The following is a 23,275-nucleotide window of genomic DNA, read 5'->3' as shown; positions in this document are numbered from 1 at the left end:
CCATGCTTCAGGCGCAAAAAATGAGCCGCCGTCATCCTGGGGAGCTGCGATGAAATGCGTTAGCGCGACCAGTGGATCTGTACGGATTCGAGGGTGGCAATAAACGCCTGAGCCAGCCGTGACAGGGGCTCGTACATGCCGTGTACGATGCTGATGGGGGTTTTGGCGGTGGGTTCGATGGGCCGGAAAACCACCTTGGTCCACACCGGGCCGTTGGCGGTAATTTCATCGATCAGCGCAATGCCAACCCCGGCCTGTACCAGCGCGCAGGCGACGTGGATCTGCTGCACCTCGACGGTAGGGCGCAGAATGATGTCGGCGTCGCTTAACAGTTTGCGCACCAGTTGGCCGATCGGGATCTCGGCACCGTAACCAATAAAAGGCTGGTCGATCAGATCCTCGATCCCTATCACATTTTTGGCGGTTAATGGGTGCGAGGCAGGCAACGCTACCACCAGCCGGTTTTCATACAGCTGGCGCGAATGCACGTTGGGATGGCCTTCATGCAGAAAAGCGACCCCCAGTTCAACCTGCTGCGTCAGCACCGCCTGGAGCAGCACGTCCGGGATCATGGTGTGCAGGATCACCCGCGCTTCGGGCAATTGTGCGTGGAACTTGGCGATGGCGCTGGGGATCAGTCCTTGCCCCAGGCTTGGGCTGCAGGCGATACGCAGGTGGCCCATACGGTTTTGGATCAGGTCCTCTGCCACTTCGTTAACCCGCTGAACGCCCTGATAGACCGAATTGACCTCGACAAACAGGTGGCGAGCCTCCGGGGTCGGGTACAGTCGCCCCTTGATGCGTTCAAACAGCGTCAGACCCAACCGTTGTTCGGTGTAGCCGATCAGCCGGGATACCGCCGGTTGTGAAACGTGCAGCAGCTTGGCGGCACCGCTGATCGAGCCGGTCAGCATGATGGCGCGGAACACTTCGATTTGCTTGAGGTTTAAACGCACAGCCCCTCCACGATGGTTAACATTTTGTTATGCACGAGTGATAAACAAGCATAAGACAGAATAGATAGCCTCACCCTACACTGGCCTGACTGTCGGCACAATCGACCGATTGATAACCTGAGATATATGCATTTTTATGCATTTATTCTATGCAATGGAATAAGAGAGGTGGCGCTATGAATCTGAGTCAACGGCCAGAACTGGTGGTCAAGGGCAATCTGGTGGATGCCGAGCGGGTGACTCCGGAAGGCTGGCTGGCCATCGCCGGCGGTAAAATCATCGGCAGCGGCAGCGGTCAGGCACCGGAGGCCCCGCAGGTGATCGACGCCGGCGGCAAGTGGATCCTGCCGGGGGTGATTGACGGTCAGGTGCATTCCGGCAGCCAGGCGAATCAGGAAGGATTGGGCTGGGCGTCGCGGGCGGCGGCGGCGGGCGGTATCACCGTGATGGTCGATATGCCTTATGACGATCCGGAGCCGGTGGCATGCCGCGCTCTGCTGGAAGCAAAAATTGCCGAGGTGGAGCGTGACTGCCACGTCGACGTAGCGCTGTTTGGCACCCTGAACGCAACCTATGGGTTCGATGCCGCTGCCGGACTGATCGAAGGCGGGGTATGTGCCTTTAAGTTTTCCACCTTCGAAGCTACGCCGGGCCGGTTTCCTCGGGTAGACGAAGACGACCTGATGCATGCCTTTGAGCTTATTGCGCCGACCGGGCTGGCCTGTGCGGTACACAACCAGATGCAGGAGCTGACGCGTAAAAATATCCAGCGAATGGTCGAGGCCGGCGACACCGGCTGGGATGCATTTATGCGTGCTCACACCCCGCTGATTGAAAATCTGGCAACGGCGCTAATTTATGAAATGGGGGCGGAAACCGGGGCTCGCGCCCATGCGGTGCATGTTTCCACTTCACGCGGTTTCGAGCTGTATCGGATGTATCGGCAGGCAGGCTACCCGGTCAGTATTGAAACCTGCGTACAGTATTTGATGCTCAACCATGAACAGCATACCCGCCAGTTTGGCGCCAAGACCAAACACTACCCGCCGATCCGCCCTAAAGCGGAAACCGAACTGTTGTGGAGCCATATTGCCCAGGGCGACTGCACCTTCGTTTCTTCCGATCACGTCAGTTGGGGCCTGGAGCGCAAAGGGGACGACAACGTGTTCAAAAACGCCTCCGGCGGCCCCGGGCTGGAGACGCTGTTGCCGGCGTTGTGGACCGGCTGCGAGCAGCACGGTATTGCGCCGACCACCGTCGCACAGTTGCTGTGTCGTAACCCTGCACGGCATTTTCTGCTCGACGATCGCAAAGGGGGGTTTGACATAGGTATGGACGCCGATTTCGTGGTATTGCGGCCCGAGCGCTACAGATTCGATCCCGCTAACAGTTTGTCGGCGGTGAAATGGAGCGCCTTCGAAGGCATGGAGTTCAGCGTACGGGTGGAAGCCACCTATTGTCGCGGCCAGGCCGTCTTTGCCGAGGGCCGCATTCTCAATTCGCCGGGCTCGGGACAGTTTCTGCGCCCGCACGCTGCCAATGGAGCAGGCCAATGATCGAGTTAATCAACAGTGAACGCTTATGGGCGCGAGTCAATCATCTGGCGCAAATGACCTTGCCGGATGTGCCCTGGACGCGGCGGGCCTTTACGCCCTTGTTCAGCGAGGCGCGAGCCTGGCTGGCGGAACAAATGAAGCAGGCTGGGCTGACGGTGACGCTGGACGAAGGCGGCAACCTGATCGGTCGGCGCGCCGGGCTGCGCAACGATCTGCCACCGCTGGTGACCGGTTCGCATTGCGATACCGTGGTGGGCGGCGGCCGCTATGACGGCATTATCGGCGTGCTGGCGGGGATTGAGATGGCCCATGGTCTGCACCAGCAGGGGATAGTTTTGCAGCACCCGTTTGAGGTTATCGACTTTCTGTCCGAAGAACCCAGCGACTACGGTATTTCCTGCGTGGGCAGCCGGGCGATGAGCGGTGAACTGGACGGCGGCATGCTGGCATCCAGAAACGCGCAAGGCGAAACGCTGGCACAAGCGATGACGCGTATTGGCGCTCAGCCGGAAAAATTGACCCGGCCGCTGCGCCTGCCGGGCGGTACCGCCGCTTACGTCGAGCTGCACATTGAACAAGGGCCAGTGCTGGAGCGCCAGAACCTGCCGATTGGCGTGGTGACGCATATCGTCGGCATCCGCCGGGTGTTGGTGACGGTGCTTGGGCAGCCGGATCACTCTGGTACCACGCCGATGGATATTCGTCGCGATGCTTTGGTCGGGGCAGCGCATGTGATTGAGCAGGCGCATGCGATGGCGTTACAGCAAAGCGGTAATCCGCATTATGTGGTGGCGACCGTAGGGCGCATCGCCATGACGCCAAATGTCCCCAATGCGGTGCCAGGGCAGGTAGAGCTGATGCTGGAGGTGCGCAGTGACAGTCAGCCACTGTTGGACACTTTCCCGGAAGCGCTGTTGGAAAACTGCCGGCCACGTTTGCAGAGTCTGGATTTACAGACGCAATTGCAACATGTCAGCCGCGCACGGCCTACCGCCTGCGCGGAAACGGTGATGCAGGCGATTGAGGGAGCCGCGCAATCGCTGGGGTTGGCCGGCCGCCGGCTGCCGAGCGGTGCCGGGCATGATGCGGTTTATATGGCGTCGACCGGGCCGGTGGGGATGGTGTTTATTCCCTGTCTGAATGGGCGTAGCCATTGCCCTGAGGAGTCGATTACCGAGCAACAGCTGGCCGACGGGGCCAGGGTGCTGGCGCAGGCATTGCTCAACCTGGATAAGCAATTGGCATAAGAAAGGGGCCTGCAGGCCCCTTGTAAGGTTAATAAGGCGCGCCGGCGATCAGAGTTTAGGCCCGGCGCTCACCAGTTTTTCCCCTGCCGCAGTCACGGTGTATTTGGCAAAGTTATCGATAAAGCGCTGGGCCAGATCCTGCGCCTTTTCCTGCCACAATGATTCATCGGCGTAGGTTTTACGCGGATCGAGGATCGAAGGATCCACCCCCGGCAATGCCTTCGGTACCGCCAGGCCAAAGATTGGCAGGGTGAAGGTGTCGGCGTGCTCGATCTCCCCGTTCAAAATGGCGTCGATGATGCCGCGGGTGTCCTTAATGGAAATACGCTTGCCGCTGCCGTTCCAGCCGGTATTCACCAGATAGGCCTGTGCACCGGCCGCTTCCATACGTTTGACCAGCACTTCTGCGTACTGCGTCGGGTGCAGCGTCAGGAACGCCGCGCCGAAACAGGCGGAGAAGGTCGGGGTTGGGGTGGTGATGCCGCGCTCGGTGCCGGCCAGCTTGGCGGTGAAGCCGGACAGGAAGTGATATTGGGTTTGTTCCGGCGTCAGGCGTGACACCGGCGGCAGTACGCCGAAGGCATCCGCCGTCAGGAAGATGATCTTCCTGGCATGCCCCGCCTTGGACACGGGTTTGACGATATTTTCGATGTGGTAAATCGGGTAAGAGACGCGGGTATTTTCCGTCTTGCCGGCATCGTCGAAATCAATGCTGCCATCGGCCAGTACCTGCACGTTTTCCAACAGCGCGTCCCGGCGGATAGCCTGATAAATCTCTGGCTCCGCCTGAGGAGACAACTTGATGGTCTTGGCGTAGCAGCCACCTTCGAAGTTGAACACGCCGTCGTCGTCCCAGCCGTGCTCGTCATCGCCGATCAGCTGGCGTTTGGGATCGGTGGAGAGGGTGGTTTTGCCGGTGCCGGACAGGCCGAAGAACACCGCCACGTCACCCTGTTCGCCCACGTTGGCTGAACAGTGCATCGAGGCAATACCCTGCAGCGGCAGCAGATAGTTCATGATTGAGAACAGGCCCTTTTTCATTTCGCCGCCGTACCAGGTCCCGCCGATCAGCTGTATGCGCTCGGTCAGGTTAAAGGCGACGAAGTTTTCCGAATGCAGCCCCTGCTGCTTCCAGTCAGGATTGGTGCATTTGGCGCCGTTCATCACCACAAAGTCCGGCTCGAAATTCCGCAGCTCTTCATCCGACGGGCGGATAAACATGTTTTTGACAAAGTGCGCCTGCCAGGCCACCTCGGTGATGAAACGCACTTTCAGGCGGGTGTCTGCGTTGGCGCCACAGAAGGCATCCACCACAAACAGACGCTTGCCGGAAAGTTGGTTACCCACCAGCGTTTTCAGATGCTGCCACACTTCCGGCGACAGCGGCTGGTTGTCGTTTTTGCCGGTGCCGCTATCGGACCACCAAACGGTATCGCGCGTGGTGTCGTCACGCACGATGTATTTGTCTTTCGGAGAACGGCCAGTGAATTCGCCGGTATCGACGTTGACCGCGCCCAGCGTGGTTAACGTACCGCGCTCCAGCGCCGGCAGGTCGGCACGGGTTTCCTCGATAAACAGTTGTTCATAGCTTGGATTATGGACGATCTCGGTAGCCTGATGGATACCGTAGCGGGCCAGCGTTTGTGGGGTAATCGCGATTGAAGACATATCCTACTTCCTTATTAGTTCTATGCCCTTCGTCTTTCTGACCGCGGCCTTTGAAAGCGATAGGGCATATATTATGTGCCTGCTTTCCGCACGGTGCCGCGTGCAGAGCAAGGCTCGGGTACAAGCTGACCGGATTCAGCTATTTGCCGCTCCGGTTCTCATTAATAAACGCACGGATTTTTACTTCCATCTATAGCATAGCAGTGAATTAGCGCCTGATTAATTTAATTACAAAACGCTGACGATAATTAATTAAAACCAACATTGGTGGGGGCTCACAATATTGAATTAATAAGAGGTAATTTAGTTTTGTATTTTTATTTTTTATCATATCGTCAGTGCTGTCCACTATTTTATTTATTATAAAAAGCCCATTCCGAAACGTACCTTTTAAAGTTTATAAATTATTTTATATGTCATTAGACGATCCGCTCCACACTGAACGCTTGTCAGCAGGGTGAATAATGAAACAGATAAATGCAGAAATGACCTGTGAGAAAGAGATACCGCAACCTGATTCATCAGGATTGATTAACCACCTGCGGAAAATGGATATCGGCGCCGTACCGGTCGCACTGTTTATCACCATTTGCGCGATTGTCGCCGTATCGGCCTACGCCAACTTCCTGCCAAAGAATATGATCGGCGGCCTGGCGGTGATCATGACGCTGGGCTTTGCGCTGGCGCATTTAGGTAAAAGCATTCCGGTACTGCGTGATATTGGCGGCCCGGCCATTCTGTGCCTGATGGTGCCTTCGGTGCTGGTGTACTTTAATTTCTTCCAGCCCAACGTGATGGGTACTGTTCATCTGCTGATGAAAGACGCCAATCTGCTGTACTTTGTGATAGCCAGTCTGGTGGTCGGCAGTATTCTTGGCATGAACCGGGTGATTCTGATCCAGGGCATGATCCGTATGTTCGTCCCGCTGGTGGTGGGCACGGTGACGGCGGTGGCAACCGGATTGCTGGTGGGCAAGCTGTTTGGTTTTACCTTCTACCACACCTTTTTCTTTATCATCGTGCCGATCATCGGTGGCGGTATCGGCGAGGGCATTTTGCCGCTGTCGTTGGCGTATTCCGCCATTCTGGGTTCGACGCCCGACGTGTACGTCGCACAACTGGCGCCCGCTGCGGTGTTGGGCAATATCTTTGCCATTGTGGCGGCCGGGGTGCTGGCGCGGCTTGGCATGAAGCGCAAGGCGCTGAGCGGTGACGGCATGCTGATCCGCTCTGCGGAGGAAAACGCGGTGTTCGATATCAAGGAAACCAGCGGTAACGTCGATTTCCAACTGATGGGCGGCGGGCTATTGGTGATCTGCGCCTTCTTCATCGTCGGCGGCCTGTTCGAACATATCGTTCATATTCCCGGTCCGGTGCTGATGATTCTGTTTGCGGTGTTGTGCAAATATTGTCGGGTGATCCCGACCTCGATGGAAACCGGCGCGCACAGCTTTTACAAGTTTGTTTCTACCGCGCTGGTGTGGCCGCTGATGATTGGCCTCGGCATGCTGTATGTTCCCCTGGAAAGCGTAGTGGCGGTGTTTTCCGTCGGCTATGTGGTGGTCTGCGGTTCGGTGGTGTTGTCGATGGGGCTGGTGAGTTTCCTGATTGCGCCCTACCTGAAAATGTTCCCGGTTGAAGCGGCGATTGTCACCTGCTGCCACAGTGGATTGGGCGGCACCGGCGACGTGGCTATCCTTTCTGCGTCCAACCGAATGGGATTGATGCCGTTTGCGCAAATCGCCACGCGTATCGGCGGTGCTTCCACCGTAATTGGCGCCACGCTGTTATTGGGTTGGTTAATTTGAATCCGGGCTAAATTAAGGATTGCCGGGGTGGATTGCCCCGGTTTTTTTATTTTCGCCTGCCGCTAATAATAAGCACTCAAATGGAATGAAGATTAGCGAGGATATTTTTAATCGGATAGTTCTGTATTTTTATAAAAAGCGTCTATTCTTTTCTCTAAGGGATTATCGTTCTCATTTAGAGTGCTCATGGAGGGTGCCAACCGCATTACCGAGATCCCCGTATTTATTCAGCACCGGAACACGGCCATTAAGGCCATCCGACAGTGAGCGTATCGACTCACTGAAATGACGAATATGGAGATACTCTAATGTCATCAAGCAATCAACGCGTTAACGCCTCCGCAGAAGCTGCCACCGTATTGGCCCTTCAGGGGGCTTATAAGCCTGACAGCGATCCTGGACTGAACGTCATTCACCCCTCGAAAAGTTTTGAAGATGCCGGATTGGCATTGATCCGCGGTGACAACGGTTGGCATGCCAAAGGCGTGACCGATACCCCGGTTAATCTGAGTTACAGCTTCTGGGAACAAGCACCCGGTAATATGTCCAGCATGGCGATCGGCGGCTTTAGCAGCTTTAGCGAGCTGCAACGAGAACAGGCAAAACTTTCACTGCAATCCTGGTCGGACGTGGCCAATATCACTTTCACCGAAACCAGCGATACCCAAAGCGCCAATATCACCTTTGGCCTGTTCGATGTCAGTGCTCGCGGCTCTTACGCCTTTGCTTATTACCCTGATTCCTCGCCCTCGGTGGCCGGCCAAACCTGGTATAACGCCACCAGCTACGTGTTTGCCAATGACCTGCTCAATGAAAACGAATACGGTCGCCAGACGTTGACCCATGAGATTGGTCATGCACTGGGGTTGGAGCACCCGGGGGATTACAATGCCGCGCCCGGCGTCAGTATCACTTACAACAATGACGCAACCTATTTTGAAGACAGCCGCGCCCACAGCGTGATGAGCTATTTTGACGAGAGCAGCACCGGTCAGGATTTCCAGGGCGCTTATTCTTCCGCACCGCTGTTAAATGACATCACGGCGATCCAGCAGTTTTATGGCGCCAATATGACCACCCGTAGCGGAGATACGGTCTACGGCTTTAATTCCAATACCGATCGTGATTTCCTCACCGCCACCCACGCACAGGATAAAATTGTGTTCAGCGCCTGGGATGCCGGTGGTACGGACACCTTTGATTTCTCGGGCTTTAGCCAGGATCAGCGTATTAACCTCAACGAGAAGTCCTTCTCCGACGTGGGGGGATTAAAGGGGAACGTATCGATTGCCGCCGGCGTGACCATCGAAAATGCGTTTGGGGGATCCGGCAACGATGTGATCATCGGCAACGCCACCAACAACATTTTGATCGGCGGTGCGGGGGATGACATCTTGTACGGCGGAGGTGAAGCGGATCATCTGTTTGGTAATGAGGGCAAGGATACCTTCGTTTATTTCGGCGCCAACGAATCACGTGCTGATGCGCCGGATTGGATCGCGGATTTTGTCAGCGGTGAAGACAAAATCGATCTGACGCTGTTCAACACCGGCAGCAGCAATGGCATCGAGTTCGTTAGTCAGTTCAGCGGTAAGGCAGGTGAAGCCATGTTAACTTACGATCAACTCAATCACGTCAGTGATGTGGCAATCAATCTGGGAGGTGGGTTCGACAGCAGCGACTTCCTGGTGAAAGTGATTGGCCAGCCGCTGGTGGAAAGTGATTTCGTGCTGGTTTGACGGTTGCGGGCAACAAAAATAGTGCTTTATTGGGAAAAACACGACAATTCCTATTAATTTCGTCATGTTAGCCTGACATAGTAGCGTACAGAAGGCCGGGCTTGCATACCTCGGGCTTCTGCCGAATCGCCAACCATTCCGGTTGGCGATTCATTTTCCATCTTTCAACATGTTGATCGCCGCGCCGATCAAGATCCGACGTTCAATGTCGTTGCTTTCGGCCAGTTGTTGCGCCAGGTGTTTTGCCAGCGTTTCGACCGATAAAACCTCGCCGCGATGACGCAACTGCATCACGCTGTCGCCGATCAAACGCGCCACTTCGTCCCACACGGTTTTTATCTCCTGCTCCGAGTACATCATGGGTTACCTCGGCTGGGTGATTTTTGGTCAATGTAGCAGTTGAGGTCAGGAGGCGCCACCGTACCGATCGCACAATGCCAAAACCGGATGTATAAAAAACAAGCCATCAGTGTTTCTTCTGGTTTTTTCGTCCAATACTGAAGGTGTCGAATATCTGGAGGGTGAATGATGAAACTGGTCGATAAACTGGCTGAGTACCATCGCCGCAGCCGGCGGGCTGAAGCGCAACATTGGCTGTACCGGTTATGGCTGCCGCAGGGGGAGGCGAGAATTACCTATTTACGTGAGTTGTTGGAGCCTGAGGCTAAGCAACCCGCGAAGCGGGAACACTGAAAGAAGGCGTGTCAGTATCCGGCCGGACTGGCGTTACTCTAGAATATCTTCAATCTCTTCAAGCACCTGATGACCCAGTTCGGTGGTGATCATCAAAATGCCGCAGACCAAAATAACCAGCGCCAGCAGCAGTAAGGCGATTTGTACGCCGTTGCCATTTCGTTTTGCCATCGGGCCTGCTCCTTGCCATTAGCCAAAGACAATCGCCGCCCAGCGCAATAACAGGAGGGCGAGACAGATCAGTAACAATATCAAAAACATCTTCCAATGCTTGCTGCGCATACGTTTGGTGGCCAATGTGACCTCCTGTTTTAGTGATCAGCTGAAATACCAGCCGCCGATAACAAAGATAACAATCACGGCGACCGCCAGAACTTTTAACAGGTCGCTGAAGGTGTCATCGGGGTCTTTGTCGTCATTCTTCATTTTACCGCCTGGCCGAGAGCCATTGAGTGAATTGCGTCCACAGTATGCCTGTTGTCCCGGCATAGGCACAGGGATTTACCCCAAACAGCCGGTAAAAGAGCCCGATAAGGCGGCTGTGGGGCGAATTCGGCAGTGCAGGCAGCGGCGGATACGTTGTACTATTCTGTCTGCACAAGGATTCATTTAAAAAGGTATGGCAATGGCGATCGAAATTCCTAAGAAATACGAAAATACCGAGCGTTGGGCGTTCGGCAAGACCGAGCAGCAGGCTGACGACGTGGCCAAGCTGATCCTCAACGGCACCAAGACGGCAACCTGCTCCAATCTTGACGGCGAAGGCATCCCGCTGGCCGGTGACGTATTCGTGGTGGTGGATGGTAAAGGTCAGCCGGTTTGCGCGGTGGAACTGACGTCGGTAGAGATGAAAACCTACGATCAGGTTGATGAGGCCCATGCTTTTGCCGAAGGGGAAGGTGACCGTTCGCTGGCCTACTGGCGTAAAGAACTGCAGAGCTTCTTTGAAGAATATGAGCTGTTCTCACCGGACATGACGCTGGTGCTGATGAATTTCAAAGTGACAGAGACTTTCTGATTTGACGTCCCCCGTTCCTTACTTCTGCCAATGGGCGACGCCTGAGCTGGCGGCCGACCTGATTGCCGGTCGTGTGACGTTGGCGGATGACGCCAACTGGGCGCTCAGCGGCGCGCGCGATCGGGCGGAATATCTCGAATGGGCTAACCACGTCTGTGGCATGGCCTGCCTGAAAATGGTGTTGAGCCACCGCGACGGCGATGCGCCGCCGCTGTTGGAACTGGCGCGCCGCAGTTTGCCTTATGGGGCTTACGTGCGTGACGGTGAACGTATCAAGGGGCTGATTTATGCGCCCTTTGTCGACTTTGTGCGTGAGCAGTTTGCCCTGGAGGCGGAGGTTCAGGTGGGTATCGAGGCAGAGGCGCTGCCGAAGTTGTTGGCGCAGCGACGCTATTTTATGGCCTCGGTACATCCCGGTATCCGCCAGCCTGAACAGACACCGCCACTGCGAGGTGGCCATCTGGTGTTGATTACCGCCGCTGAGGCGCAGAGCGTGACCTTCCACAATCCGTCTGGCGATCGGCCGCAAACGCGTCAGCAGGTGACTTTACCTTTGGGCAGCTTTGCCCGTTTCTTCGCCGGGCGCGGTATAGCAATCGCATAAAAAAACGCGCGTTGTTCCCAGCGAAACAGCGCGCGTTCTTCCGTATTCCTTCATTCAATCCAACCGCATCACCCAGGCATCGGTCTGCCGATCGTAATGTTGCTTATACAGCAGCGATTGCTTGCCATCGAGTATTGCCGGGATGCTGGTGTGCTCATCCCAACCGTCCAACTGCATGCACAGATCGGGATCCGACTTGCAAGGGATCGCCAGCGTGCTGACCTGCTCCGGCGAGGAGGACAAATGCGCATCATCGACCTCGAAACTGCCTATTTTCACCACGGTTTTGCCCATTGGAACTCCTTGCTTGCTGTGCTGGTATGAGGTGTGACCAGTTGGTCATCTTAATCAGCATAGCCAAGTGAGCAAAAAATGCCACATAAAAAATACAAACTGGCAACATGAGCATTCAGCGGCTAGCGCAGGGGCTTAATACTCCACGACAAAACTCAGGTTGTCCTGGTAGGTGCCCACCGGCACTTCGGTTTGTGCCGGGTTGATTTGCGCCAGATAGGGAATACTTTGCGCCAGCCCTGTACCGGAGCCGGCCTGTTTGTTAGTGCTGTTCCACACCGTGGTGGTGTTGGGCAGGTAAATTTGATACTGCAGATAGTTGCTGGTGCCACTTTTCATTCGCCGCCATCCGGTGACGGGGTTATTACCATCGGTAAAGTAGGTATTGTAACCCTCGGTTTTAGTGCAGGTGAGGGTGATGCTTTGGTTCACCGGATTAAACTGACCCACCAATGCCATGCTGCCGAAATTGACGTTTTGCGCGGTGCCCAGCAAACAATCTTTGGTGATCGTCAGGCTTATGTTCACGGTGCTGGGCTTATTGGTGCCGTCCCACCAGACGCAGATTCCGAGCAGGCCCAGGCCGCAGATATGGTAGTTCCACACCAGGTTGACGGTATCGGTATAGGTCCCTGCGCGTACGTTAGCCCCGGCGGTGGTTTTGATATACAGCGGGAAGTTGACGTTAGGAGAGATCAGGATCAGCGTTAACAGGTTCAGTGAACTGTAATCGATGGTTTGTCCGACGCTGTAGGGATACTGGTAATTCGCATCGGGGTATATCAAATAAGGGATCTGATCGCCGGAACCGTCGATATTGGCCAGCGCCATATTGTGGGTGGTCGAGTTGATTTTAACCGTCACGGTGTTTTGCGTCAGCAGCGACAGGCCAAGGCCGGTGCAGTTGAGTCCGGCGGTACCTTGAGCGCTGAGCGAACCGTTGTAGACGGCAAAAGAGCTGCTGCCGGGCAGGGTCACGGTACCATTGGTGGTGGTACAGTCGGCGAGCGCCTGGCGGCCTGCGAGCAAGAGCAGCGCCAGCAATAACGCCTTGGTTCCACGGATCATATTTGTCTCCATAATGAGTTACTGGCAAACGATCGGCCCGATACTTTGAATACCCTGGGTTTTCGTCAGGTTGAATTGCGCCTGACAAGGGGCACTGCCGTCTGCCGGGATCACGCTCAGCCGGTTTTGCAATTGCACCGGTTCCACATAGACCATGCCATCCCAGCCGACGTAGCTTTGCTGTTTGCTGCCGATTACGGCCACTTCACTGCCATTAGCCAGTGGTTTGCCCTGGGCGTCGACCAGTTTGACGTCGGCGGCAGAAATGTGCTGGATGGGAAAATCGACCAGAAAACCGCTGTGATCGCGGATCGCCACGGTTTTCTCTACCGTGGGAACCGCCACGTCCGCAGGCAGGTTGAGCGGATCGATTTGGAATTTGGCGTGGTAATAGGAAGTGACGGTTGGCACCAGTAAATAGCCTTTGGCGTTGGTCACCCCGATTAACTGATTTTCATAGCGGACCGGGATGTCCGGGTAGCCCTCGGTAGAGATCAGGGCGAAGGCGTCATTGATGGTATTGGTGGCATACAGATCGCCTTTCATCGCCACCAGCGAGCCGCTCACTTCGCCCCAACGGGTATAATCATTGCTGTTACCGTACATCCCCCCGCGGGCTTCGAGCAGGCGGGTACGCCAGGTGATATCGGCCTGGCTATAGCTGTTGCTGCTCTGTCCATCTGCATAGGCCAGGTTCCAGCCCAAACCACCGTCGGTCGGTGCGGCGCGGCTGTAGCTGACGCGCTGGTTCCAGCGATTGTTGTTGTCACGAGAGGCGCTGACGCTGGTGGTACCCCAACTGTCGAAGGGAATGGACAGTTGCAGTTGGGCGCTGTAGCCGCTGCTGCCGATTTCACGGTTTACTGACGCATACAGACTGGTATTGCGCCACAGCGAGATGCTGTAGGAGAAGTTGACCAGACGGGTGCGTTGGCCAATGGCGTCACGCACATCGAAATAGCCGGCGCCAATGCTACCGAATCGGTTCAGACCGATACTGCCGGTCAGCTGATCGGTGCGGCGGCTCAGACGATAGTCGCTTTTATACACCGAAATATCACCGAAACCGGCGCTGCGCAGGATGCGCTGAGCATTCAGACTGTAATAGCGGTTGCTGTAGGTGTAACCGATGCTGCTTTGATCGCCATGGTTGGTGCTGTATTGATAAACCGGCTGTGGATCGGGCTGAGGGATAGGTTGACCGGTCAGCGGATCGTAGTAGTTGGGTTGTTGTGAGGGGTGATAATCGTTAAAGGCATTATCGCTGGCCTGACTGTAGCTGTACGAGGCATTGAAAACGCCCCATTGACCAAGGCGAACATTCGCGCCTGCACCACCCACCGCCAATTCCGCTGCGCCTTCGGCACGACCTTCCAGAGTTAACCAATCAGTGACGCCGTAACGTCCGCTGCCACTGGTCACCCACTGGCCGTAATCACCGGAGCTGATGCCATAATTGCGCCGCAGAGCACCGGCGGACAGGCTGAAGTCACTCATGCCGGCCTGCAACAGATTACTGGCGACATAAAACGGCACCACGGTACTGACCTGTCGGCCCAGTGCATCGGTGGTGACGACGGTGGCCTGGCCCGCGCCGTTAATGTAGGGCACGGTATCCAGGGTGAAAGGACCGGGGTTAACGCTGGTGCTGCTGTTTTTATAGCTGTTGATATACAGATCGACGCTGCTGGGCAGTGCCGCCTGACCAGAAAACTGCGGTAGCGGATAGGTTATCAAGTCTGGCCGGGAGGCAAAATTACGCGCCAACTGGGCGCCGCCGATACGTACCGAACTGCTCCAGGTCAGGGCTCCGGTGGCGAGATCGCCGGCGGTATAGCTAAGCAGGCGGTCATCATCATTGTAGCGCCACTGACTGTCGTAGCGGATATAGCGGTTGTCCTGATCAGCGTTGGCGGAGGTGTTAAAGCTGCTGCGGAAAATACCGGTGTTGGACACCACGCCAAAGCCATCGAACAGCCGTTGTTCAGTCCAGGCAGAAAGGTAACCCGGCTGGCCGTTGGCGCTGCTTTGGCTGGCGTAAAGATCGTAATTGAACAGCAGGCCGAGGCTGCTCTGCGCCGGCAGGCGATCCAGTGGATTCTGAGCGTTGAATTTCTGCTTGGGGAGCCAGTCGTTGGGCACGTTGATCATCAACTGTTGGGTTTCACCGCTGTAGGTGACGTCCACTTTTTCTAATTGGTCGACTGCGATTTCTTGCGCCTGTTTATCCGCTACCGGCAGACCGGCGTCGAGCAACTGCTGCGGTGTGAGGTAATAGTGGCCACCGCGGTAGGTCACCGGCACCACTTTTCCGGTCTGACGACCATTGACCACCGGCTCCAGATACAGAGTAGTATCCGGCATATTGATGGCGCTGGGCGGCGGCGGCAAATCATCGGCGCAAGCGTACGGTAGCCACGGCATGGCCACTGCGCAAAGTACGGCGAATGCTAACGGCTTCAGCCCGAACCCGTTACGCCTGGGGGACGGCATCCTGGTTAACGGCACATCAAGCTCAATAAGCAGTTAAGGTTATCGGCTGCTTGTTATCGTTAACCGTGGCTTGCAGTTGACCACTGCTGAAACTTCCCGACGCAGGCAGTGCAAAACGCATCTGCGAGCCGGGCAACACATACCCCATCAGACCGGCATTAAGCGTCTTTCCCTGCATCGTCACTTTGGATATGCGTGCATGTACGATGCCCTGGTTGCGTACCTCCAGCCAACGCTGGCTGCTCTGTTGCAACAGGCGATAGCTGAGCTGCGGCTGGTTGGCGGTGGCGTAATCGCGCGGTTTTTCTGAATCTTGCTTGGTCCAGACGCCTTTTCCGCTGACAAACAAAGGCACTGAATAACGCATCTGGAATTTCAGCCCCATCTGCGCACCTTCTGGCGCGGACTGACTGCCTGAATCTTTTACCGGGACTTCATCAATCAGAATACGGTAGGCGCGCTCCTGCCCGGCGGGCGGTGGGGTTTGTTTAACCAGCCGGATCAGTTGGCGTTTACCTGGTGCAATTGAGGCAACGGGTGGGCTGGCGATCACTTCGCTTTGGTTGCTGTAGTCGTCTTTGCCGCCGGTCTGTTTCCAGCCGAGCACGCGCACTTGCATATAGACAGGCTTGCTGTCCCGATTTTCCAACCACAGCGCCGTCGCGGGTTGTTGATCTTCAATCACTGGATCGATGGGCCAAATCAGGATCGACGCGGCGGCCAGTGCCTGTTGTTGGCCGACAATCAGCAGTGCTGCCGTCAGTGGCAGTCGGAAGGGTATGCGCATGGCTAAATCCTTATTCAAAATACTAATAAGTGACCGTCAGTAAGACCGTATCGCTGTATGTGCCACTGGTGGGCAGGGTACTGGTCGAGAACAGACGGGCATAAACTTTTATTTCCTGGGTGCTACCGGTCGCAGCGACGATCTCTGTGGTGCCGCCGTTACTGCCATCGCCCCAAATAGTGGAATAATTACTGTCCTGGTAGAGCTGGTAAATCAGGGTCTCGGGGGTCTGGGTATTTTTCAATTTGCGCCCGGCGGAGATAGAACCGGTGACGTTGTTGCCGATGCCAAGCGCCAGCGTGACGCTCAGGCCAGGATTGCAGCGAAACAGCACGGAGCCGGCCCCCGAACTGGAAACTATGCTGATATTGCTGGCTAACGAGGAGATCTGTCCAAAATTGAGGTTTCCGAAAGTGGTGACATCGCTGCTGCCGCTGCCCAAAATACAGCCTTTCACTACCGTCGCGTTGACGGTAAGCGCCTGGGTTTTTTGCTGATCGTTGACACCCGTGTCGCCCAGTACCGGCGGCGTTATCATCCAGAGCAGTAAACCACCGCTTAAAATACGCATTACCCTTACCAATTGATGGTGACCTGCACGGTGTCGGTGTAGCTGCCGATCGGCGGAGTGGATTGCACCGGGATCATGCCATACACCGGTAACCAGTTATCCTGACCGTTGGCGGTTTGGGATACCCCGGTCAGGTTATCCCAAATGGTGCTGTGGGCACTGTTGGTATACAGGTTGTAGTTCACCTGTTGGCCAGCGGCACTTTTCAGGTAACGGGCCGCGGTGTTACCGCTTTGCCCACCGCCCAGCAAGACGTTGTAACTGGTGCCGTTGTTGCATTTGACACGAATGGCGCCCGCGTTTTGTTGTCCGGCTATGCTGACGTTGGTCGTGAGGAAATAGACCGTACCAAAGTCCAGCGAACCAAAGCTGACATTGCCGCCCGAGTTGCTGCCTGCTTCACAGGCATTCAACAAGGTGGCGCTGACGCCGATGGTGGCGGTTTTGCTATCGGCATTCACCGCCAGGCTCAGCGTCAGCAACCCACAAACAAAAAGGGCCTGCCGCACTGTTACCAGGTTACCGTCATCGTCACGGTATCGTTGTAGGTATCAGGATCTGGCGTGGTGGCTGCCGCCGGGACGCGACCATAGACAATTAATGGAACCGCTGCGCCGGTACCGGTACCGGTCAGGGCATTGGCACCGCTTGACCATGCGGTAGCGCGGGCCTGATCCTGATAGAGGTTGTACTTGATCAACGCACCCGCCGTGCTGGCCATTTGGCGCTGGTTACCGGCACCCACGTGCAGACCGTTGTTCAACGCCACGGTGTAGGCGGTGCCTGTGGTACAGGTCAGTGACAGGGTACCTGCACCGCCGGAACCGGTTGCGCTGGCGTCAATAATGTTGGACAGGGAAGAGTAAGTCCCGAAGCTAATGGCGCCAAAGTCGTTGACGCTACCTGCGCTGTTTCCGCCGCCGACCACGCAACCGGCGCCGATGGTTAAGGTTACCCCCAGGTTGCCCTGAATAGTGCCTGCTGCGTTGGCTGCGCCACTTGCGCACAGCAAGGTGGCTACCGAGGTCAATGCCATCAGAGTTTTTTTCATATTAGTTTCCTTGCTGTGTAAGGGAGAACCCCACAAAAGCGCCGCCCGGAATCGGGTTAAACGCATTAATTTATTTACAGTTTAATTAATAGAATAAGAATGCTGAATTGTCTTGGTCAGAAACAAAAAATTATCTTTATTTTTGAAAGGCGTCGGAATGTTTGCGAATGAAAGGCGATAATGCTGAAAGGGGCAAATGATTAGAATAATAATATTCCCCAGTCGGAATATTATTAGAAGCATTAATTGGCCGAGCGTTTCCCGGCCAGTATTGCGTCAATTGTTGGAATTACTGATGAAAATCCAACGCGCCGTCGCGAACCAGTTCACGTGGCAGGTTGTTTTTCATCCGGCTGCCGATCCGTTTGGCGATCCCCAACGGTTGCTGCTGATAGGTCACAATGCATTCATCGGTCAGCGGCGGCACGTCCGGGTAAAGGTCGCGACCGTGGTACCACTCCTGCGCCAGTGCGGCATCCAGTTCAAAGCATTGCTTGCCGTCGGCAGCCGCCAGCGCGATGACAGCTTCGTGCTGCCAGCGATAGCCTTTGGTGAAGCGTTCGGCCAGTTTCAGCCCAATGCGGGAAAAACGTACTTTGTTGACTAACGTTTCCAGCTCGGCGGGGAACAGCCAAATCTCTTTATCGCGCGCCCACAGGCGGCTGGTTTCATCCCAGACCAACCCGGAAGCAGCGGCGGCCTGGGCTATTTCAGCAGAGTCCTTGGCGGAAAGCGGCGCGAACGGGAATTTGCCCAGCTTATAGCTTGGTTTCGCCAATGCGGGCACGGAGTGATGTTTGCGCAGGCGGGCCACGAAGAAACCTTCGCTGTCGTAGATCTGCGGGAACACGTGCAGGAAGCCTTCGGCGGTCAGGGCTCGTTTTGCTCCTGGGAACAGTTCACCCAATGGCTCGATACTGACCGCGTCGCCATAGGTCGCCAGCAACCCATTGACGATCTGCTGATTTTCCTGCGCGTTAAGCGTGCAGGTGGAGTAGACCATGACGCCGCCCGGCGCCAGGGCATGGAAGGCGCTGTCGATCAGCTCGCGCTGAGTCTCGGCGATGGAGACTACGCTTTCAGGCGACCAGTTGCTCATGGCGTCCGGATCTTTGCGTACTACGCCTTCGCCGGAGCAGGGCGCATCCAGCAGGATGGCATCGAAGCTTTCCGGTAGTGCGGCGCCGAATACCCGCCCATCAAAGTGGGTCAGGGCCGTGTTTTTAACGCCACAGCGGCTGATGTTGGCATGCAGCACCTTGACCCGGCTGGCGGAGTATTCGTTCGCCACAATACCGCCCTGATTGTTCATCAAGGCCGCAATCTGAGTGGTTTTGGAGCCCGGTGCGGCGGCAACGTCCAGCACCCGACGCGGCGTTTCCCCTGCGGCGAACAGTGCGCTGACCGGCAGCATCGAGCTGGCTTCCTGAATATAAAACAGGCCGCTCAAGTGTTCCGCCGCGCTACCCAGCCGCAGCTCCTCGTCCTTGCGTTCGATCCAAAAGCCTTCCGCACACCAGGGGATCGGCTCCAACTGCCAGTCGTAATCCTGCACCAGCGTCAAAAAGTCGGCAACGCTGATCTTCAGCGTATTGACTCGCAAACTGCGGCGCAGCGGGCGTTGGCAGGCGGCAATAAAATCGTCCATCGACAGGTCGGCGGGCATGATGGTGCGCGTCGCGTCGAGAAAGGCGGGCGGCAAATAAACGGAGGCAGGTTTGGCCACGGGGTGAGCTCTCTGGCAGCTGTCAAAATAAGGGCGGAAGTTTACCACAAAGAGGGAAACAGTAGGGGCCCAGCATTGCTGAGCCCCTGAGAAGGCAAGAAACTTACTCTTTAGGGATGGCGGTGCCCCAGTCTCTCCAGTCCTTAGGTTCCTCCGCATTCAGCATAAAGTGCTTGTGCGGCGTGGCCTTAGGCGCCAGCGGAATACTTGGCGGGGTGGCGAAAGCAATGCCGCCGCGAATGAACTGCTGGAAGGTGCCGCTCTTGATCACGCCGCCGGTCAGGCCGAACTGCAGGTTATAGCCGGAGGCTTGCCAGAACACGCTGTTGTTGCGAACCAGATATTGATATTTCTTGCTGATGCGCAGCGCCACGTGGATGCGATCGGACATGGCCCCCAGATAGAAACCGGTGACGGTGCCCACTTCCACGCCGCGGAACAGCACCGGGGTACCAATCTGCAGCGAGCCGGTTTCGGCCGCGTCAAGGATCACGCTCAGACCGTCCAGATAGCGCGAGTCGGTGATGCTGGCTTCCTGCAGCTCAAAACTGCGCAGTTCACGGCCGCGACCGGGTTCTACGTTGATATAAGGCTGCAACAGGGTGTCGAGATTACTGACCCCAGCGGCGGAAATCTCCGGCGAGACAATCGAGAATCGACTGCCCAGGCGTGCGAAGGTCTGGACGTATTCCGGATACAGCACCGCCTTGGCCAACACTTCATTCCGCTCTGGCGCCAGCTTCAACGAATCCACCTGACCGATATCGATACCGAGGTAGCGCAGCGGCATACCCGGTGACAGTTTGCTGGCGTCGTAGGTTTTCAGGATGATCTGGCTACCCACTGCACGGGCCGCGGTTTCCGTGGCGTACAGTACGCGTTTGGCGCCTTTGTCCAGCGTCACGCCCTGCAGGTTGTCGAAACTGATGGCGCCTTTCAACGCGCGGTTAAGCGGGGAGGCTTGTACCGTCAGGCCGTTACCGTTCAACTGTACTTTGGCACCGCCTTCGGCCCAGAAGATACTTTCGCTGGTCAGCAGCTTGCGGTATTCCGGGCTGATATAGACATCGACCTCAAACTCGTTGGCTTTCGGCCGCACGTTAACAATTTCACCCACCTGGAATTTACGGTACAGCACCACCGATCCGGCCTGTACGTCCGGCAGGCTAACGGCGTTCAGCGTCAGGGTAGGCGTTGGGTTGTTGCCGACGATGCCGGCTTCGGCTTTTTCGCTGTTGCCATACAGTGGGTACTGGCCGACAGGATCGCCTTTGCTGCCGGGAATGATGCGTACGCCGCCGTCCAGCCATTCCTGTGCGCTGGCACCCAGCACTTCCATGCCGTCCAGCCCCAGCTTGACGTCGACGCGGCTGTTGACCACGAACTTGCTGTCTTTATGCAGCAGGCGACGATATTGGGCTTCAACGGCGGCGGTGAACACCACGCCGCTGTCGGTCAATGCGCGGCTCATTATCTGGCCGACTTTGACGCCGTGAACCACCAAGGGTTGGCCGACGTCGATGCCGTAGCTTTGCGGCGCGTTAAGCGTTACGGTCAGCACGCCCGGCTGTTGCAGCAGGGTTTCGCTGCTGTCCAGCACGTTGAAATGCTGCTGTGGCTCGCCTTCGCCCGGCACCAGCTCCAGCGTATTGCCGGTCAGCAACTGGCTGAGTTTGGCATCGTTCAGGCTAAGACGCGGACTACGCATGACGATCCGCGTACCGCTGCGCATTAAATCCACCACCGACGGATCGATAGTCAGCTCGCCGGTGACCTTGCTGTCTTGTTCCAGCGTCAGCTTGGTCAGGGTTCCCACCTGCAGCCCCTGGTAAATCAGCGGCGTGTGATTTTCACTCAGGCTGTTACCGCTGGGCAGATCGAGCGTAATATTGACGCCGCGCTGGCTGTGCGCCAGATCCGGGTAGAGGGTGTAGCTTTGATCGGCCTTGGCCTGCAGGCCGTCGAGCGGTGAGTCAAAGGCGATGGCGCCGTTAACCAGCGCGGCCAGGCTTTCCATCTGCACCGAGGCGCCCGACAGGCTGAAATCGCCCTTAAAGCCGGAAACGTTCCAAAAACGGCTGCTGCTCTTCACCAGGTTGGCAAAGCGGCGATCGATCAGCACATCGATAGTAACGCCTTTATTCCCTTCGGAGATGGTGTAGTCATACACTTTGCCTACCGGAATTTTGCGGTAATAAACCAGCGAGCCGGTATTGAGCGAGCCCAGATCGTCGGCGTGCAGGTGAATCATCAGCTCGCCGGTATTCAACCGGTATTTGGGTTGGGTATCAAGGGCGGTGAAGTGGGTTTGCGGCTGCCCGCTGCCCGGCATCATGCCTATATAGTTACCGCCGACCAGAGCATCGAGACCGGATACGCCCGCCAATGAGGCTTTTGGCGTGACCAGCCAAAACTGGGTGCCGTCGCGCAGCGAGTCTTCCAAATCGCTCTTGATGCTGACTTCGACCACGATGCTGCGCAGATCCTTGCTCAGGCTGATGCTTTGTACGGTGCCGACTTCTACCCCTTGATAGCGCACGGGGGTACGGCCGGCGACGATGCCTGCCGCAGACTGAAAATCAATGGTCACCGTGGTGCCGCGTTCCTGGAAATTGCTATAGACCAGCCACCCCGCAATCAGCAGGGCTATAAATGGCAGTAACCAGAACGGCGAAATGCGGCGCTTGTTTTTGACCCGCGCTTCAGTCGGTGTACTCGGCGTTTCCTGTTGCATGTGCATCCCAAATCAATCGGCTATCCAGCCACTCTACGGCAAGAATAGTTAAAATAACCGCAGACCCAAAGTAAAAGGCTGCCGGTCCCATAGTAAAAGATAACAACTGGTCGCGGTTCACCAGCGACATCATCAGTGCAATAACGAATAAGTCGAGCATCGACCAGCGGCCGATCCAGGTCACCAGCCGCAGCAGGCGGATCCGCGTTTTCAGGCTGTGCGAGGTCTTGAAGTGAATGCTGAACAGCAAGGTGATCAGCACAATGACTTTGGTAAAGGGCACCAGCACGCTGGCGATGAAGACGATGGCGGCGATCGGCGCGTTGCCTGAGGTTGCCAGCGAGACCACCCCAGAAAAGATGGTGTCTTCCATCCGCGCGCCGTTGGCGTAAATAATCGATATCGGCAGCAGGTTGGCCGGGATCAGCAAAATCATCGCCGCAATCAGCGCCGCCCAGGTTTTTTGCAGGCTGTAGGGCTGGCGGTGGCACATGGGCACATGGCAGCGCGGGCAGCGTCCGCGCTCGTCGGGATAACCGGTGAAGTGGCACGACAGGCAGATGTGCAACGCCGTCGGCGGGCCTTCCGGCTGCTCTTGCGGATAGTAGCGTTCCCACAGCTGTTCCAGATTAACGTGGATCAGCGTCAGGATGCTGAGCAGGGTGAGCGACAGGTAGGCTATCAATGCGCTGCCGGCCTGGATATCGGCGTACTCTTTGACCTTGATGGTCGCCACGGCCATGCCAATCAGATAAATATCGAGCATGACCCACTCTTTTAGCCGTTCCAGCATCAGCAGCACCGGGCGCAGGTTCATGCCCAGCGCATGGCCGAAACGCAGGTACAAAAGCGACAGCGCCAACGTCAGTGGAGCGCCAATGGTGCAGAACGCCACCATGCTGGCGGTGATAGGATCGCCCTGGCGGCTCATCTGCCAGATGCCCTCGAGCAGGCTGGCGTCGATGCGAACCCCCAGCAAACGGATGCTGATCAGCGGTTCGCTGAAGGCAAAGGGCATCAGCAGCAGCATGGTGACCGCCATGGCGGTCAGGCGGGTCATCGACCAGTCGCGTCCGCTGACCACCTTGGCATCACAACGCGGGCAGTAGGCCGCCTGTTTGGCGCTCAGCGGCGGCAGCACAAACAGCAGGTCGCATTCGCAACAGCGCTGGTGGCGTGCTTTGGAAAGTGGGCCGGTGATCGCGTGTATTTTCATCATGACAAAAGCTGCCCTAAAGCTCGCCGCAACTGTTAGCGTAGCT

The 23,275-nt window shown here is 56.5% G+C and carries 22 protein-coding genes; 7 read left to right on the top strand and 15 right to left on the bottom strand.

The features are described from left to right. Positions 1-59: 59 nt before the first annotated feature. Positions 60-956 (bottom strand): LysR family transcriptional regulator, encoded by an 897-nt coding sequence (locus H5P17_RS15425; RefSeq protein ID WP_044550217.1) that lies wholly within the window; start codon positions 954-956, stop codon positions 60-62. A 176-nt stretch (positions 957-1,132) separates the two neighbouring features. Here H5P17_RS15425 and H5P17_RS15420 point away from each other — a divergent pair, with 176 nt between their 5' ends. Both H5P17_RS15420 and H5P17_RS15415 read left to right on the top strand, forming a co-directional pair. Then, entirely contained in the window at positions 1,133-2,512 is a 1,380-nt protein-coding gene (locus tag H5P17_RS15420; protein ID WP_182823821.1) for a dihydroorotase family protein, read from the top strand. Beyond that, a complete protein-coding gene (locus tag H5P17_RS15415; protein ID WP_182823819.1) occupies positions 2,509-3,759 on the top strand; it encodes a Zn-dependent hydrolase in 1,251 nt (416 codons plus the stop codon). The genes H5P17_RS15420 and H5P17_RS15415 overlap by 4 nt, the downstream gene beginning before the upstream one ends. Before the next feature lie 48 nt (positions 3,760-3,807). On the opposite strand, the gene pckA is transcribed toward H5P17_RS15415, so the two are convergent. Beyond that, positions 3,808-5,427 (bottom strand): phosphoenolpyruvate carboxykinase (ATP), encoded by a 1,620-nt coding sequence (gene pckA, locus H5P17_RS15410; RefSeq protein WP_044550224.1) that lies wholly within the window; start codon positions 5,425-5,427, stop codon positions 3,808-3,810. A 464-nt stretch (positions 5,428-5,891) separates the two neighbouring features. Between pckA and H5P17_RS15405 the strand changes: the two genes are divergently transcribed. Continuing rightward, complete coding sequence (locus tag H5P17_RS15405; RefSeq protein WP_020826531.1) at positions 5,892-7,235, top strand: 2-hydroxycarboxylate transporter family protein; 1,344 nt, start codon at positions 5,892-5,894, stop codon at positions 7,233-7,235. Positions 7,236-7,543: 308 nt separating this feature from the next. Continuing rightward, positions 7,544-8,974: a serralysin family metalloprotease gene (locus H5P17_RS15400; protein WP_182823817.1), complete on the top strand. Its 1,431-nt coding sequence runs from the start codon at positions 7,544-7,546 to the stop codon at positions 8,972-8,974. Positions 8,975-9,124: 150 nt separating this feature from the next. Here H5P17_RS15400 and H5P17_RS15395 read toward each other — a convergent pair whose 3' ends face one another. After that, positions 9,125-9,334: a hypothetical protein gene (locus H5P17_RS15395; RefSeq protein WP_044550229.1), complete on the bottom strand. Its 210-nt coding sequence runs from the start codon at positions 9,332-9,334 to the stop codon at positions 9,125-9,127. A 165-nt stretch (positions 9,335-9,499) separates the two neighbouring features. Here H5P17_RS15395 and H5P17_RS15390 point away from each other — a divergent pair, with 165 nt between their 5' ends. After that, positions 9,500-9,667, top strand: a complete 168-nt coding sequence (locus H5P17_RS15390; RefSeq protein WP_182823881.1) for a hypothetical protein — start codon at positions 9,500-9,502, stop codon at positions 9,665-9,667. Between the two features lie 33 nt (positions 9,668-9,700). Here H5P17_RS15390 and H5P17_RS15385 read toward each other — a convergent pair whose 3' ends face one another. Together H5P17_RS15385 and yniD are read right to left on the bottom strand one after the other, a co-directional pair. After that, positions 9,701-9,838, bottom strand: coding sequence for a hypothetical protein (locus H5P17_RS15385; RefSeq protein ID WP_017892602.1), 138 nt, complete (start codon positions 9,836-9,838; stop codon positions 9,701-9,703). A gap of 18 nt (positions 9,839-9,856) precedes the next feature. Then, complete coding sequence (yniD, locus tag H5P17_RS26655) at positions 9,857-9,949, bottom strand: small membrane protein YniD (RefSeq protein ID WP_369982358.1); 93 nt, start codon at positions 9,947-9,949, stop codon at positions 9,857-9,859. 343 nt (positions 9,950-10,292) lie between these two features. Between yniD and H5P17_RS15380 the strand changes: the two genes are divergently transcribed. Together H5P17_RS15380 and H5P17_RS15375 are read left to right on the top strand one after the other, a co-directional pair. After that, positions 10,293-10,685: an ASCH domain-containing protein gene (locus H5P17_RS15380; RefSeq protein ID WP_044550232.1), complete on the top strand. Its 393-nt coding sequence runs from the start codon at positions 10,293-10,295 to the stop codon at positions 10,683-10,685. A gap of 1 nt (position 10,686) precedes the next feature. Beyond that, positions 10,687-11,289: a hypothetical protein gene (locus tag H5P17_RS15375; RefSeq protein WP_182823815.1), complete on the top strand. Its 603-nt coding sequence runs from the start codon at positions 10,687-10,689 to the stop codon at positions 11,287-11,289. Positions 11,290-11,343: 54 nt separating this feature from the next. On the opposite strand, the gene H5P17_RS15370 is transcribed toward H5P17_RS15375, so the two are convergent. The 10 genes from H5P17_RS15370 to yebS form a co-directional block, all read right to left on the bottom strand. Then, positions 11,344-11,583 (bottom strand): DUF1480 family protein, encoded by a 240-nt coding sequence (locus H5P17_RS15370; protein WP_044550237.1) that lies wholly within the window; start codon positions 11,581-11,583, stop codon positions 11,344-11,346. Positions 11,584-11,718: 135 nt separating this feature from the next. Then, positions 11,719-12,651: a spore coat protein U domain-containing protein gene (locus H5P17_RS15365; protein WP_044550239.1), complete on the bottom strand. Its 933-nt coding sequence runs from the start codon at positions 12,649-12,651 to the stop codon at positions 11,719-11,721. An 18-nt stretch (positions 12,652-12,669) separates the two neighbouring features. Then, positions 12,670-15,075: a fimbria/pilus outer membrane usher protein gene (locus H5P17_RS15360; RefSeq protein ID WP_182823813.1), complete on the bottom strand. Its 2,406-nt coding sequence runs from the start codon at positions 15,073-15,075 to the stop codon at positions 12,670-12,672. Between the two features lie 91 nt (positions 15,076-15,166). After that, complete coding sequence (locus tag H5P17_RS15355) at positions 15,167-15,931, bottom strand: molecular chaperone (protein WP_044550241.1); 765 nt, start codon at positions 15,929-15,931, stop codon at positions 15,167-15,169. 22 nt (positions 15,932-15,953) lie between these two features. Then, positions 15,954-16,502, bottom strand: a complete 549-nt coding sequence (locus H5P17_RS15350; protein WP_044550243.1) for a spore coat U domain-containing protein — start codon at positions 16,500-16,502, stop codon at positions 15,954-15,956. 5 nt (positions 16,503-16,507) lie between these two features. Next, positions 16,508-17,011, bottom strand: a complete 504-nt coding sequence (locus H5P17_RS15345) for a spore coat U domain-containing protein (RefSeq protein WP_182823811.1) — start codon at positions 17,009-17,011, stop codon at positions 16,508-16,510. Positions 17,012-17,013: 2 nt separating this feature from the next. Beyond that, positions 17,014-17,553, bottom strand: a complete 540-nt coding sequence (locus tag H5P17_RS15340; protein WP_182823809.1) for a spore coat U domain-containing protein — start codon at positions 17,551-17,553, stop codon at positions 17,014-17,016. A 289-nt stretch (positions 17,554-17,842) separates the two neighbouring features. Continuing rightward, positions 17,843-19,279, bottom strand: a complete 1,437-nt coding sequence (gene rsmF / locus H5P17_RS15335) for a 16S rRNA (cytosine(1407)-C(5))-methyltransferase RsmF (RefSeq protein WP_182823808.1) — start codon at positions 19,277-19,279, stop codon at positions 17,843-17,845. Between the two features lie 103 nt (positions 19,280-19,382). Then, a complete protein-coding gene (locus H5P17_RS15330; protein ID WP_182823879.1) occupies positions 19,383-22,013 on the bottom strand; it encodes a PqiB family protein in 2,631 nt (876 codons plus the stop codon). Continuing rightward, positions 21,982-23,229: a membrane integrity lipid transport subunit YebS gene (gene yebS, locus H5P17_RS15325; RefSeq protein ID WP_182823877.1), complete on the bottom strand. Its 1,248-nt coding sequence runs from the start codon at positions 23,227-23,229 to the stop codon at positions 21,982-21,984. Before yebS ends, H5P17_RS15330 begins: the two co-directional genes overlap by 32 nt. Between the last annotated feature and the right edge of the window lie 46 nt (positions 23,230-23,275).

Source organism: Serratia sp. OS31 (assembly GCF_014164835.1).
In the GTDB taxonomy this organism is placed as follows: Bacteria; Pseudomonadota; Gammaproteobacteria; order Enterobacterales; family Enterobacteriaceae; genus Serratia; species Serratia liquefaciens_A.
The sequence above is the reverse complement of the archived record's forward strand: the minus strand, read 5'-3'. Positions and strand labels throughout refer to the sequence as shown.